Raw genomic sequence first — 13424 nt, forward strand, 5'->3', positions numbered from 1 at the left:
GATCAGCTCACCCGAATTCTGGGGTCAAGGGCCGAGTACAAAAGGTCGGCAATAACGTTGAAGATAACGGCGAGGATGCCCGTAACGAGGAAGAAACCCATCACAAGGTTCACGTCGATGCGGTGAAGTCCCTCGTTAAAGAGGGAGCCCATCGCCTGCCAGGCAAAGACTCGTTCGGTGATCACGGCACCCCCGATCACCGCCCCGAAGTCGAGCGCGATGATGGTCGCGATCGGGATCATGGCGTTGCGGAAGGCGTGACGCATCACGACGGTTCGTTCGCCTAGGCCCTTGGCACGAGCAGTGCGCACGTAGTCCTGGTTCATGACGTCGAGCAGGCTCGCGCGAGCGTAGCGCGTGTAGGCCGCGAGCGAGATGATCATGAGTGCGATCGTGGGTAGCAGCATGTGGGTCAGCGAGTCGAGCATATTGAGCCATGTGTCATCGACGCGGCGAATGGCGGGAGTCGAAGCACCGATCGTCGCGATCACACCGTTACTGAGCGGAATGCGCGCAACGTACTCGTCCCAGCGAATGAACATCTGGTCGAGCACGAGAGGCAGCACGCCGAGGCCACCGACGATGGCGGCAGTTCGCGCCACGACAGCCTTGCCATCGCCGCCGACGAAGAACCCAACGAGTAGGCCGAGCGCCACCAAGATGGCGAGCACGAGCAGCACAGTCCACGGGCTGTTGACGTAGTAGAAGAGGAACTGGAACGGCCAGCTCAACACAACCGTGAGCACCACGACGATTCCCACCGCAAGCAGGGCACGACGGTTGTGGAAGCCGGTAGAGGTGAAGAGAACGACCGCCCCCGTTGCCACCGACATCAGCGCTATGCCGACGAAACCGATCGAGGGACTCTCGAACCAGCGAGTGACATCCAAAAGAATGAGTAACGCGGCTACTCCGCCGCCAACACTAGCGAAGGAAATAGCTCGAGTTCGCAGCTCACCACCGACGATCGCCGAGGCGATGAATCCCATAATCACGGCGATGAGCAGTATCGCCCACCAGGGTATGACGGGGTTGCCGAGGAACGAGTTGAACTGAATAGCGCCGAACTCTTTGAGAAGCACCGCGACCCAGAAAATGGGCAGAGAGTAAAAGACGAAGGTGAGGAAAGTGACGACGTAGTCGTAACCGCTGTACTGACGAAGAGCGGTGGTCATTCCGATGGCGACACCGATCACGATTGCGAGGATCGTTGCGGCGAGTACGAGTTGAAGCGTGGAACCAAGTGCTCCACCGATGGCTTCGATTACCGGCTGCTGGCCACGGGCGACCGAGATGCCGAGGTCACACTGGCCGATGAAGCAGGCCCCGACTCCTCCCAGCCAAGAGAAGTAGCGAAGCACGGGAGGCTGATCGAGATTGAGAAGGCCACTCAAGTACGCAATCTGGTCTTGAGCACTGGGATCTCGGCTACCCCGAAGATCTCGAAGCGGATCGCCGGAATTGGCGGTTAGTACATAGACGATGAATGAGGCCACAAGCAGAACTAAAAGAGTGGCCACAAGGCGCCTGGCGACGAAGGTCAGCACCGGAGATCCTCATTTCGGGGGCATGCACAACAGAACAAAAACAGTGCCGCTAGGCGGCAGAACGACATGCTCATAAGTGGGCCGGACAGGGAGCCCGGCCCACTCGTGAGCGCTACCGAGTAATTACTCGGAGTCGGTCGGTGCCCACTCCCAGAAGTTCCAGAAGTAGGTCGGCGACAGCGGACTCGGGTCCACGTTCGTTACTGAGTTGTTCCAGACGGTGATTCCGGGGAACTGGAAGATGGTGACGCCGTAAGCGTCGTCCCACACCAGCTTCTCGACCTCAACCTGGATCTCGGTCTGGACAGCGGGGTCCAGCTCGGTCTCGAGGTCTTTGAGGAGTCCGTCTACCTCGGTGTTGGAGTATCCACCGAAGTTGCTGGGCTGACCGGTACCGAGGTACTGGTCAGAACCGGTGAGCGCGAGGCTCGTCGACTGCCAAGCGAAGATAACCGCGTCGTGCGGGTTGATCGGCAGTGCTTCCTTGTCGGTGAAGGCCCAGGTGGGCTCCGAGTCGTCGACAACGGTGAAGCCGGCGAGTGCAGCCGACTGCTGGATGAACTCGAACTCTGATGCACGACGGACGTTGCCCTCGGGGTACCAGAACTTGACCTCAACTGGAGTGGCCACTCCGGCATCAGCGAGCAGCTTCTTAGCGCCCTCAATGTCAACCTCGGCGTAGTCTGCCGAACCGTTGGTCGAGGCGATCTCGTCGTAGCCGGGAGCACCAGGAATCTGAAGGATCGAGTCACGCAGTCCAGCGTTGGGGTTCAACGGGCTGATCAGCTTGTCGAGGATTTCCTGACGAGGAATGACCTTGAGGAATGCTTGACGAACAGCCTTAGCCGTCTCTTCGTCTCCACCGTAGGTGGCAGCGTCGAAGGGACCACCGTTGTTGAACGTGAGGTCGATGTGCTCGTAGGTTGCCTCATCGGCAGTCACGTAGTCGGCGTTGCCCAGTCCCTTGACGAGCTCAAGCACGTCAGGAGTCGGCTGGCCAGCAGCGATCTGAACGTCACCGTTCTCGATGGCCTGAACCTGAGCGGTGGAGTCCTCGATCTGACGAACGATGATGCGTTCGTACTTGGGCGAGGGGCCCCACGTGTAAAGCTCGTTCGCCTTGAGCGCGACGTACTCGTTTTCGACGAGCTCGTCGAGAACGTAGGCACCACTCGAGAGAGCAACCAGGTCGTTGTCCGGAGTGTTCGGGGCCTGGTACGCGTCGTTCCATGCCTTGGCAACCGGGGTCAGCCAGTCGACGTCGTCGTTCTGAACGGCCTCAACGAAAGCTTCCTTAGCTTCCTCAGGGTCTTCGATCTCGGGGTACGCGAGCGAAACAACACCGTGAGCGGCAACACCGAGGTCGAACTGGATCTCCCAGTCAACGTAGGCCTTGTCGTACACGATCGTGATGCTCTTGTCGTCAATCTCTGGCAGAGCCGAAGCGAGGTCACCACGCGGGTTGGCGTGAGTGAAGAGCGGAGCGCCCTCGGCATCCTCAACACCGGCGAAGATGGTGGTCCACGCGAGCAGCAAGTCAGCGGAGTCGATGGGGGTTCCATCAGACCAGGTGACGTTGTCGTTGATCGTGTACTTGACCGTCAGCGGGTCGTCGCTGGTCTTCTCGAACGTACCGAAATCGGTGTTACGCACGAGAGCAGGTTCGCTGTTGTAGTAGAAGAACCCAGAGTTCATCATGTACAACACGACGGCGTTAGCGGTGTTGTTACCCGCTGCGCTGCTTTGGTTGAAGTTATCGATCAGGTCATTCCACGCCACCGTGATTTCGGTGTCGGCAATAACTTCTGATTCATACGGCGGAGTACACCCTGTTAGGGCGAGAGCTCCAGCCGCGAGCACAGCTATGGCAGCTGAGACGCGCTTCTTCTTCATCTTTCCTCCAGTAGAAAGGTGGTCGAAGGGACGGCATAGACCAATCCCATGGCCGCCATTACACCGTATTGCTGAACGTCAGGGCAATAGAAACTGTCGATTCGCACAATTCGCAACAAGAACGACACATTCCTGCGCGGATAACTGTGTCTACCCCACAGGGAGGGCGATGCGCGGATGAGCGGAGGGTGAGAACCCACAGCATTTGTGGGCTGCAGAGGTGTTGCACAGACTTAACACGACGATCAGCCTCCCGGGCGAGCATCCAACTTAGACTTGACGCCAGCGAAGCCCACACCGGCCGTCACTGTTGCCGCTGGACAACAGATAAGGAGTGCGCTCATGTCGCCCGAAAACGCCCCGATCACGATCTCAATCGAACGCACTGTCGACCCAGCGCGCATCGCCGAAGCCACCGCCTGGATGCAAACCGGCATCAACCTTGCCACCAGTTATCCCGGCTTTCTTGGCTCGGGTTGGGTGCGCGCCGGCACCAACAGCACCACGTGGCACATGCTCTACCGATTTGCGGATGACGCAGCGCTCTTGCACTGGGAACAATCCCCCGAACGTGCGTGGTGGCTGCAGAGCGGTAGCGGGTTTGTGCACGATCAGCGCACCGAGCGCCGCACCGGAATCGAGGGCTGGTTCGATGAGCCCACCGAAATCACGGTGGAACACGCGGGGCTCGTCTCCCCTGTTCCCGCCGCTCCCCCACGCTGGAAGCAAGCCGTGACCATCTGGTTGGGGTTCTTCCCCCTCAACCTTCTGTTCACGCTGCTCGTGACGCTGCTCATTCCCGGCTGGGATGCGCTACCGATCGTCGTGCGCGTGCTGCTCACCACGCTCTGTCTCACGCCGATTATGACCTACGTACTGCTCCCCGGGGTGACACGGATGCTGCGGCGCTGGTTGACGCCGACGCCCTAGCGGGAGCCCCGAGATCGCACACCGCAGGGCGCACAGCGCGTAAGCTGAAGGGCTATGTCTGCCTCCGACGTTCACTCCGCCAGCACCGCAGCCGCGCTGCCCGCTGACGTTGTTGTGACGTACCCGCCCGAGCTGCCCGTCAGCCAGCGCAAAGACGACATTCTGGCGGCCATCCGCGACAACCAAGTTGTGATCATCGCGGGCGCGACGGGTAGCGGAAAAACCACCCAGCTACCCAAGATTCTGCTGGAACTGGGCAAGACATCCATTGGGCACACGCAGCCACGACGCATCGCCGCGCGCACGGTAGCCGAGCGCATCGCCGACGAGCTCGGCACCGAGATGGGCGACCTCGTCGGTTACCAAGTACGCTTCACCGACCGCGTCGGAAAGAACACTCGCGTGAAGCTCATGACCGACGGCATTCTGCTGAACGAGATCCACCGCGACCGCGACCTCACAAAGTACGACGCGATCATCATCGATGAGGCGCACGAACGCAGCCTCACCGTGGACTTTCTCCTCGGCTACCTGAAGCAACTTCGCGCCCGGCGCCCCGATCTCAGCATCATCATCACGAGTGCCACGATCGACCCCGAAAGCTTCTCCAAGCACTTCGACAACGCACCGATCATTGAGGTGTCTGGCCGCACCTTTCCCGTCGAGATTCGCTATCGACCGCTCGTCGCCGAGGAGAACACCGGCGATGATCTCGAAGCGGAAGACGCCGAAGAGAAGGCAGCCAACCGTGCCGACCGCGACTACCTCGAAGGCATCAATGACGCCCTCGACGAGCTCTCCCGCGAGAGCGATGGCGACGTGCTCGTGTTCCTCTCCGGAGAAACCGAGATTCGGGATGCCGAAGAGTCCATCCGCGGCCGGATTAACGCCGGCAAGCTCGCCGACGGCACCGAAGTGCTGCCGCTCTATGGTCGCCTGAGCGCTGCCGAACAACACCGCGTGTTCGAGTCACGCCGCCCTCCCGGCACGCGACGCCGGATCGTTCTGGCCACCAACGTGGCCGAGACCAGTCTGACCGTGCCCGGCATCCGCTATGTGATTGACGCGGGAACCGCACGCATCAGCCGTTACAGCACCCGTGCCAAAATTCAGCGCCTGCCCATCGAAGCGATCAGCCAGGCCAGCGCCAACCAGCGCTCAGGGCGTTCTGGCCGAACGAGCAACGGTATTGCGATTCGCCTCTACTCCGAAGAGGACTTCAATTCGCGGCCCGAGTTCATGGAACCCGAGATTCTGCGTACTAACCTAGCCGCGGTCATCCTGCAGATGGTGTCACTCGGGCTCGGCAACATCGCCGAGTTCCCCTTCTTGCAGCCACCCGATTCTCGGGGCATCAAAGACGGTCTCGACCTTCTGACCGAGCTGGGCGCCGTGGAGAACACCGCCGGCATCCGCAGCACGAAAACATCGTCGAGCGTGAACGGTCCCCGCGCGGGCGGCAAGGCCGGTAGCGCCGCCTCGAAGGCTGCCGCCCCGCGCATCACCCGCATCGGCAAGCAACTCACGCAGTTACCCATCGACCCGCGCCTCGCCCGCATGGTGATCGAATCGAAACAGCACGGTACAACGCGCGAGGTCATGGCGATTGTCGCCGCGCTCAGCATTCAAGACCCCCGCGAGCGCCCCCTCGATAAGCGCCCGCAAGCCGACCAGCAACACGCTCGCTTCATCGACCCCACGAGCGACTTTCTCACCCTGCTGAACCTCTGGAACTACCTCGAAGAGAAGCAGAAAGAACTCTCGGGCAACCAGTTCCGACGCCTGTGTAAGAACGAGTACCTCAATTATTTGCGCGTGCGCGAATGGCACGACGTCTACCGGCAGTTGAGCCGGATGGCCAAGCCGCTTGGGCTGGTTATCGGCGACGCGCACTCGAACCCCGACGGCATCCATCGCTCGCTTCTGGCTGGTCTTCTCAGCCACATTGGCCTCAAGGATGTCGCGAAGCGCGACTACATTGGCGCGCGTCAAACCCGATTTGTGATCTTCCCCGGCTCTGCTCTCGCGAAGAAGCAACCCAACGCGATCATGAGCGCCGAGCTTGTGGAAACGAGCAGGCTCTTCGCGCGCACCAACGCCGCGATTGACCCCGTCTGGGCCGAGAAGCTCGCGGGCGACCTCGTGAAGCGTAGCTATTCCGAACCGCACTGGGAAAAGAAGCAGGGCGCTGCGGTCGCGTTTGAACGCGTGACGCTCTACGGCGTGACGCTCGCCGCTCGCCGGCGCATCCAGTTCTCGCGCGTTGATTTGCCCGCCGCTCGCGAGCTCTTCATTCGTCATGCTCTCGTGGAGGGCGAAGACGACCTCACCAAGCGCGACAAGCGTGTGTGGGACTTCGACGCTTCCAACCGCGCGCTGCGCCGCGACCTCGAACAACTCGAAGAGCGCAGCCGCCGTCGCGACATTTTGCACGACGACGAAACGATCTTCGAGTTCTACGACAAGCGCATCCCCGCCACCGTCGCCTCGGTTCGTGACTTTGAGGGCTGGTGGAAAAAGGCGCGCCACGACTCCCCCGACCTGCTCACGCTCACCACCAATGACCTGCTCGAGAATGCGGATGACGCTGAAGTCGACGAGACCGCCTTTCCCACCACCTGGGTGCGCGGCGATCAGACACTGAGCCTGACCTACCGCTTCGAGCCCGGAACCGACGATGACGGTGTCACCGTTGCTGTGCCGCTCCCGCTGCTCGCCGGGCTGCGCCCCGAAGGCTTCGACTGGCAAGTACCGGGGCTGCGCGAAGAACTTGTCACCGCGCTCATCAAGTCACTGCCGAAACCGATCCGCCGCAACGTCGTGCCCGCCGCCGACTGGGCTCGCCGCCTGCTCGAGGAGGCTCCGGCCGATCCAGCCGCTGCCGCCCTCGACGATGGCCCCGGCATCACTGAGTATCTGGCCAAAGAAATCGCTCGCCTGACCTACGTGAAGGTTGCGGCATCCGACTTCGATCTCGACCGAGTACCCGCGCATCTCAAGGTCACCTTCGCGGTGATCAACGAGCGCGGCAAGAAGGTCGGCGCCAACAAGTCGCTGCGCAGCCTGCAGGCAAGCCTGAAGCCCGCCGCCCGCGAGAGTGTGGCGCGTGCCGTTGAAGGCGCCGCTGGGCGATCACCCGAGCGTTCGGTAAACACTCTCGAACGTTCCGGCATCACCGCGTGGGACTTCGGGCAGCTCGACCGCTCTCGCGACACGAAGCACGGCGGCAACACCATTCGGGCCTACCCCGCGCTCGTGGATGACGGCGACTCAGTCTCCCTTCGCCTCATGTCGACCCCGCACGATCAGGCCATCGCCCACAAGAGTGGCGTGCGTCGCCTGCTGCTGTTGGCGATTCCCTCGCCGCTCGGGTACATCAACGAACATCTCACGGGCAACGAAAAACTCGTGCTCGCGCAGAGCCCGTACCGCTCGACCAATGCCCTCTTCGATGACTGCCTGCGCGCCTGCGTCGACTCCGTCATGGGCGACCGCGAGGTGTTCGAGCAGACCGAGTTCGAGGCGCTGCGCAACGAGATTTCCGCAGGGCTCGTCGACTCGCTTTTTGCGACTGTCTCGCTCGTGGCATCCATTGTGTCGGGGGTGCGATTGGCCGATAAGGCGATTCGTGCCGCGACAAGCATGCATCTCATCGCGCCTCTCGGGGATGCGCGCGAACAGCTCGATGCCCTCGTCTATCCCGGCTTCGTTTCGGCGACCGGGCTCACCCAACTGCACCGCCTCCCTGTCTATCTGAAGGGCATCGAACACCGCGTCACAAAGCTCACCGAGAACCCCGGCCGTGACCGCGGGTGGATGTCCGAAGTCGAGTTGGCAACCCGCCGCTACAAGGACGCGGGCGGCACGCTACCGCTGGAGCAACATCCCGAACCGCAGATCGTCCGCGCCCGCTGGATGCTCGAAGAACTGCGCTTGAGTCTCTTCGCCCAGCACTTGGGAACAGCCGAATCGGTGAGCCTGCAACGCATCGCCAAGGTGCTCGCCTCCTAAAGCCGTATTTTCAGCCGCAGACCGCCCTCACCGGCTACTCTTGAGGCTGCGAGTGGCACGAAAACGTGGCCTCTCTTCTGAAAGAAAGCAGTTCACGCGTGTCCGAAAGCACCACCGACCACCCGACCACCCACGAGGTTTCCGCCGAGATTGCGCGTTCGTGGCTTCTGGTTGCGGCGACGCGCCCCGAAGACTTCGACGCTGCTGAGCGTTCGCGCGCCGACCAGATCATCCTCGACGTTGAAGATGCCGTCGACCCGCGTCTGAAGCCTGCCGCCCGCGACGCTGTTGTCGAGTGGCTGAGCAATGGCGGCAGCGGTTGGGTTCGCATCAACGACCGCGCCTCTGACTTCTGGTCAGACGACGTGGATGCCCTCGCCGGCCTTCCCGGCCTGCGCGGCGTCATGCTGGCCAAGGCTGAAGCCGCGGCTCACGTTTCGGAAACCTTCGACCGCCTCAAGGGTGTCACCCCGGTGATTGCTCTCGTGGAGTCGGCTCTCGGAATTGAAGAGGCCGTCTCGATCGCCCGCGCCCGCGGTGCGTACCGCCTCGCTTTCGGCAGTGGCGACTACCGCCGCGACACGGGCGCCAGCGCTGACGACCTCGCTATGGCTTACCCTCGCTCACGCTTGGTCATCGCCAGCCGCGTCGGCAACCTGCCCGGCCCGATCGATGGCCCGACCGTCGGCACGAGCCACCCCGTTCTGCGCGAGCAGGGCGACATGGCCGTCTCGCTCGGAATGACCGGCAAGCTCTGCCTCGACATCGAGCAACTCCCGATCATCAACGAGGTCATCAGCCCCACGCGTTCCGACGTGGCGTGGGCTCGCGACTTCCTAGAAGACTTCGAAGCTCGTGGCCGCGTGATCCGCGACGGCAGCGACCTGCCCCGCCTCGGCCGTGCTCAAAAGATTGACAAGCTGGCTCGCGCGTTTGGTGTCGAACCCGCCTAAAGCTGTCACTGTCGTGGCTCTTCCCCGCACCCGCACCCGCGGTTAGGGTTGAGCCATGACAACGGCAGTCATTGTTGACGCGATTCGAACGCCTTCGGGCCGGGGAAAACCTGGTGGGGCGCTCTCGAGCGAGCATCCGGTCGATCTTCTGGCCGTAGTTCTGCGCAGTCTGGTCGATCGTCACGATCTCGACCCGGCCACGATCGACGATGTGATGGGTGGCTGCGTCACGCAATCCGGCCGCCAAGCCGCCAATGTCACCCGCACCGCGGTTCTGGCTGCAGGGTTCCCCGAGTCGGTGCCCGCCACCACGATCGACCGCCAGTGTGGCTCAAGCCAGCAAGCAGCGCACTTTGCCGCCCAGTCGATCATGGCGGGCGTCAACGACATCGTGATCGCCTGCGGTGTCGAACTCATGAGCACGCATCCCCTCGGGCAAGCGACGCTCGGTCAGGGCGGCATGAGTCGCTTGATCCGCAATCGGTACCCCGACGGGTTTGTTACTCAGGGCATCTCCGCTGAGTTGATTGCCGCACGCTGGGGTCTTGAACGCGACGACCTCGACGTTTATGCGGCCCTCTCGCACGCTCGCGCTGCCGCCGCCGATTTCAGCTCGGAGATTCTGCCGCTCGCCGGTCTCGACCGCGACGAAACCGTGCGCCCCGGCACCACCGCCGAGAAGCTCTCCGGGCTCTCCCCCGTCTTTTACGACGCCAAGATCGCCGGTCGTTTTCCCGAAATTCAGTGGCGCGTGACCGCCGGCAACTCCTCGCCGCTCACCGATGGTGCCTCGGCGGCGCTCATCATGAGCGAAGAGCGGGCGGCCGCCCTCGATCTGAAGCCTCGCGCGCGCTTCCACTCCTTTGCGGTGGTCGGCTCCGACCCCATCGAGATGCTGACCGGCATCATTCCCGCCACGCATCGCATTCTCGAACGCAGCGGCATCCGTCTCGACCAACTCGACAGCATCGAGGTCAACGAAGCCTTCGCCTCGGTCGCCCTCGCTTGGCTGCAAGAGTTTCCCGTCGATCCCACCATCGTGAACCCCCGCGGCGGCGCTATTGCCCTCGGCCACGCCCTCGGTTCATCGGGTACTCGCCTACTCACCACGCTCGTCAACAATCTCGACGCCAGCGGCGGCCGCTTCGGACTCCACGTCATGTGCGAAGGCGGCGGCATGGCCAACGCAACCCTCATCGAAAGGCTTTAATGAAGATTCAGGATGCCGCAGCTCTTATCACCGGCGGCGCCAGTGGCCTCGGCTTGGCCACCGCTCGCGCTCTCGCCGCGCAGGGTGCTCAGGTCACCATCGCCGACCTGCCCAGCTCTCGTGGAGTCGACATCGCCGCCGAACACGGCTTCCGATTCGCGCCCACTGATGTGCGCTCCGAAGCGGACGTTCAGGCTGCCGTCGATCTCGCCGGCTCGGTGGCTCCGCTGCGCATCGTCGTGAACTGCGCTGGCGTTGCGACGCCGGGCAAGACCATCGGCCGCAAGGGCGTGCTGCCCTTGGAGACCTTCGAGACCGTGATCGGCATCAACCTCGTGGGCACGTTCAACGTTATCCGGCTCGCTGCGGCCGCGATGGTCGAAACCGAGCCCGTCGATGGCGAACGCGGCGTGATCGTGAACACGGCATCCGTCGCCGCCTTCGACGGCCAGATCGGCCAGCCCGCGTACGCCGCCTCCAAAGCGGGCGTTGCCGGGATGACCCTGCCGCTCGCCCGCGAGTTCGCAGCGAGCTTGCTGCGCGTGATGACGATCGCTCCGGGCATCTTCGAGACGCCGATGATGGCGGGCCTGCCGCAAGAGGCGCAAGATTCCCTCGGCGCGCAAGTGCCGCATCCGTCCCGCCTGGGACGACCGGCGGAGTATGCCGCGCTCGTGCAGCACATCGTGGAGAACCCTATGCTCAACGGCGAAGTGATTCGGCTCGACGGTGCGATCCGGATGCAGCCGCGCTAGAGAATCTCCTCTCGACCGCGACACCACCCCGTAACCATCAGTACTCGGCTTCGTTGGCTGCCTGTAGTTCGGCGAGGTTGATGTTGCGCAGCTCGCGCAGCCGGGTTTCGCGGTTCTTTTCGTACTGCGGATCGGCCTCGGGTAGGTAGGCATCGCGCAGCTTTGCGATGATCGCGGTGCCGATTTCACTCCAAGCGAGTTCGCGTGCTTCGTCGATGATGTTCGAGATCAACTCGCCATCCATGGATGCTTGCCGAAGTCCCTCGGTGAGGCCCTCTTGAACAGCGCGGTTGCGCTCGGTGCGCGTGACCTTGAGCAGGCGCTCGGCTTGATCGGCCAGGTGGTCGAACTCCACGTGCACGAGGCCCGCAAGCGCACCGTCGTCGTAGTCGAGGTGGTCGCGCGCGGCGTCGACAATGATGCGGTTCTTGACCGCCATGCGCACCGCATTGCGCGCGATAAGAACACCCTCTTCGACGACGCGTTCGATGGGTGCTTCCTCTACCGGCTCGGGCGCCGTAAATTTGCCCAAGTTAAGGCGCGGGCGCCGCCGGAAAAGTCTCACAGTGCAATTGTTTCGAGTTAAGTGGACGAAGGGTATCCCCCATCCGGTGCAGCTTAGAGGGCGTAGCTGAATGAACTACAGGGTTTTCTCGTAGCAAATGCCGAACGGGATGTTGGCGTACTCGCCAAAAGCCTCGACGTGCGTGTAGCCGAGGCTCTCATAGAGCGCCATGGCGGGCAATTGAGCGTGACCCGTCTGAAGAACGAGCGAGCGAGCGGATGCTTCACGCGCGACCGCCTCGAGTTCGTTCATGAGGCGGCGGGCAGCACCCTTACCTCGATGACGCGCATCAACGAAGACTTTCTTCACTTCGAGCGATTGCCCGAAAGGACGAAGCGCGGCGTGACCGATGACGGTCTCGCCATCGAGCACCAACAGCGTGTGACTGATGTCCTCGGGCGCGACCGTCAACGCAGCATTCACTGCGTCGCGGCCTGCTTCATCGAGGGCGGCCTGACGATCGGCATACATCGCCGTCGTCTCGACCGTCATCAGTTCACGCTGGTTTACCGCTCGTGGGTCGAGCCAGTCGACCCACTCAACGGTCAGGCTCACTCCGCTTTTGCTTTGGTGGTTGCCGACGCATTGGCCTCGTACGAGGTGTTGGTCGACTCAAAGAAGTTCACGAGCTCAAGAGTGTCGTTGGCTGTTGCCATCCACTTGGCCGGGTTCGAGACCTTGTAGTGCGGCTCGAAGCCGAGCTCTTCGAGGCGACGGTCAGCCAGGTACTTCACGTACTGGTTGATGTAGTTGGCGTTGAGGCCGAGGATGCCACCGGGGAGCAAGTCGTGGTTGTAGGCCTCTTCCATCTCCACAGCATCCAAGATCATCTGGCGAATTTCGTCAGCGAACTCTTCAGTCTGAAGCTCAGGATTCTCTTCGAGCACCGTAAGGATCAGGTTGATGCCGAACTTGAGGTGCAGACTCTCGTCGCGAACAACCCAGTCCATGAGCGAACCAAAGTTGCGCAGCAGGTTGCGCTGACGGAACGACAGGGCAACCATGAAGCCCGAGTAGAACCAGATGCCTTCAAGAACCACGTTGTAGGCCACGAGGTTGCGGATGAAGTCTTGCTTGCCCTCGATGGTGTTGATGTCGAGAGTTTGCTCCGTCATGCGACGGATGTACTTCATCTCGAACTCTTCTTTGCGCGCCATGGACGGCACATCAACATGAGAGTTATAGGCCGCTTCGCGGTCAATGGGGAAGGTTTCGAGAACGTACTCGAAGCTCATGCAGTGATTAGCTTCTTCCCACATTTGCTTCGCGAGGTACAGCGAGCATTCTGCGGCAGAAACGTAGGGGTATACGCCGAAGGCGAGTGCCTTGTTGACGAGCAGCTCATTCGGGTTGAAGTAGCTCATGAGGAAGGTCACCGCGTGACGCTCTTCATCAGTCATCTTCTTGAAGTCGGCGATGTCTTCGCCCAGCTGGATCTCGTTAGGGAACCAGGTGTTAGCCACGGCCTGGTCGTACAGGTCCATAGCCCATTGGTACTTAATTGGCTTCAGCAGGAGGCCGTCTTGTAGGCCTGTACCTAGAATTCCCATTCCGGTGACT

10 protein-coding genes are annotated in these 13424 nt (G+C 61.9%); 5 read left to right on the forward strand and 5 right to left on the reverse strand.

Annotated elements, in window-relative coordinates:
• Window positions 1–2 precede the first annotated feature (2 nt).
• Together ACR3YK_RS02750 and ACR3YK_RS02755 are read right to left on the reverse strand one after the other, a co-directional pair.
• A complete protein-coding gene (locus ACR3YK_RS02750) occupies window positions 3–1520 on the reverse strand; it encodes an ABC transporter permease (RefSeq protein WP_486175715.1) in 1518 nt (505 codons plus the stop codon).
• A gap of 150 nt (window positions 1521–1670) precedes the next feature.
• On the reverse strand, window positions 1671–3440 hold the full coding sequence (locus ACR3YK_RS02755) for an ABC transporter family substrate-binding protein (RefSeq protein ID WP_486175716.1): 1770 nt from the start codon (window positions 3438–3440) through the stop codon (window positions 1671–1673).
• 342 nt (window positions 3441–3782) lie between these two features.
• On the opposite strand from ACR3YK_RS02755, the gene ACR3YK_RS02760 reads away from it, so the two are divergent.
• From ACR3YK_RS02760 to ACR3YK_RS02780, 5 genes are all read left to right on the forward strand, one after another.
• Window positions 3783–4370: an antibiotic biosynthesis monooxygenase gene (locus ACR3YK_RS02760; RefSeq protein WP_486175717.1), complete on the forward strand. Its 588-nt coding sequence runs from the start codon at window positions 3783–3785 to the stop codon at window positions 4368–4370.
• 54 nt (window positions 4371–4424) lie between these two features.
• Window positions 4425–8381, forward strand: a complete 3957-nt coding sequence (gene hrpA / locus ACR3YK_RS02765; protein ID WP_486175718.1) for an ATP-dependent RNA helicase HrpA — start codon at window positions 4425–4427, stop codon at window positions 8379–8381.
• Window positions 8382–8479: 98 nt separating this feature from the next.
• Window positions 8480–9334 carry an HpcH/HpaI aldolase/citrate lyase family protein gene (locus ACR3YK_RS02770; RefSeq protein WP_486175719.1) on the forward strand — a complete coding sequence of 285 codons (855 nt, stop codon included), beginning with the start codon at window positions 8480–8482 and terminating at the stop codon, window positions 9332–9334.
• Between the two features lie 55 nt (window positions 9335–9389).
• Window positions 9390–10544 (forward strand): thiolase family protein, encoded by a 1155-nt coding sequence (locus tag ACR3YK_RS02775; RefSeq protein ID WP_486175720.1) that lies wholly within the window; start codon window positions 9390–9392, stop codon window positions 10542–10544.
• Entirely contained in the window at window positions 10544–11299 is a 756-nt protein-coding gene (locus ACR3YK_RS02780; protein WP_486175721.1) for a 3-hydroxyacyl-CoA dehydrogenase, read from the forward strand. The genes ACR3YK_RS02775 and ACR3YK_RS02780 overlap by 1 nt, the downstream gene beginning before the upstream one ends.
• A 37-nt stretch (window positions 11300–11336) precedes the next feature.
• On the opposite strand, the gene ACR3YK_RS02785 is transcribed toward ACR3YK_RS02780, so the two are convergent.
• The 3 genes from ACR3YK_RS02785 to ACR3YK_RS02795 form a co-directional block, all read right to left on the reverse strand.
• The gene (locus ACR3YK_RS02785) at window positions 11337–11864 is read right to left on the reverse strand and encodes a hypothetical protein (protein WP_486175722.1); all 528 of its coding nucleotides are present in this window, start codon (window positions 11862–11864) and stop codon (window positions 11337–11339) included.
• 75 nt (window positions 11865–11939) lie between these two features.
• The gene (locus tag ACR3YK_RS02790) at window positions 11940–12419 is read right to left on the reverse strand and encodes a GNAT family N-acetyltransferase (protein WP_486175723.1); all 480 of its coding nucleotides are present in this window, start codon (window positions 12417–12419) and stop codon (window positions 11940–11942) included.
• A complete protein-coding gene (locus tag ACR3YK_RS02795; RefSeq protein ID WP_486175724.1) occupies window positions 12416–13414 on the reverse strand; it encodes a ribonucleotide-diphosphate reductase subunit beta in 999 nt (332 codons plus the stop codon). Before ACR3YK_RS02795 ends, ACR3YK_RS02790 begins: the two co-directional genes overlap by 4 nt.
• Window positions 13415–13424: the final 10 nt, after the last annotated feature.

The sequence above is a fragment of the Salinibacterium sp. 10G20-15 genome (genome assembly GCF_057365065.1).

Bases quoted from the DNA above. Each gene is read 5' to 3' on its own strand.
- ACR3YK_RS02755 (WP_486175716.1), bottom strand. From the start codon at position 3,440: ATGAAGAAGAAGCGCGTCTCAGCTGCCATAGCTGTGCTCGCGGCTGGA.
- hrpA (WP_486175718.1), top strand. From the start codon at position 4,425: ATGTCTGCCTCCGACGTTCACTCCGCCAGCACCGCAGCCGCGCTGCCC.
- ACR3YK_RS02775 (WP_486175720.1), top strand. From the start codon at position 9,390: ATGACAACGGCAGTCATTGTTGACGCGATTCGAACGCCTTCGGGCCGG.
- ACR3YK_RS02760 (WP_486175717.1), top strand. From the start codon at position 3,783: ATGTCGCCCGAAAACGCCCCGATCACGATCTCAATCGAACGCACTGTC.
- ACR3YK_RS02780 (WP_486175721.1), top strand. From the start codon at position 10,544: ATGAAGATTCAGGATGCCGCAGCTCTTATCACCGGCGGCGCCAGTGGC.
- ACR3YK_RS02795 (WP_486175724.1), bottom strand. From the start codon at position 13,414: ATGGGAATTCTAGGTACAGGCCTACAAGACGGCCTCCTGCTGAAGCCA.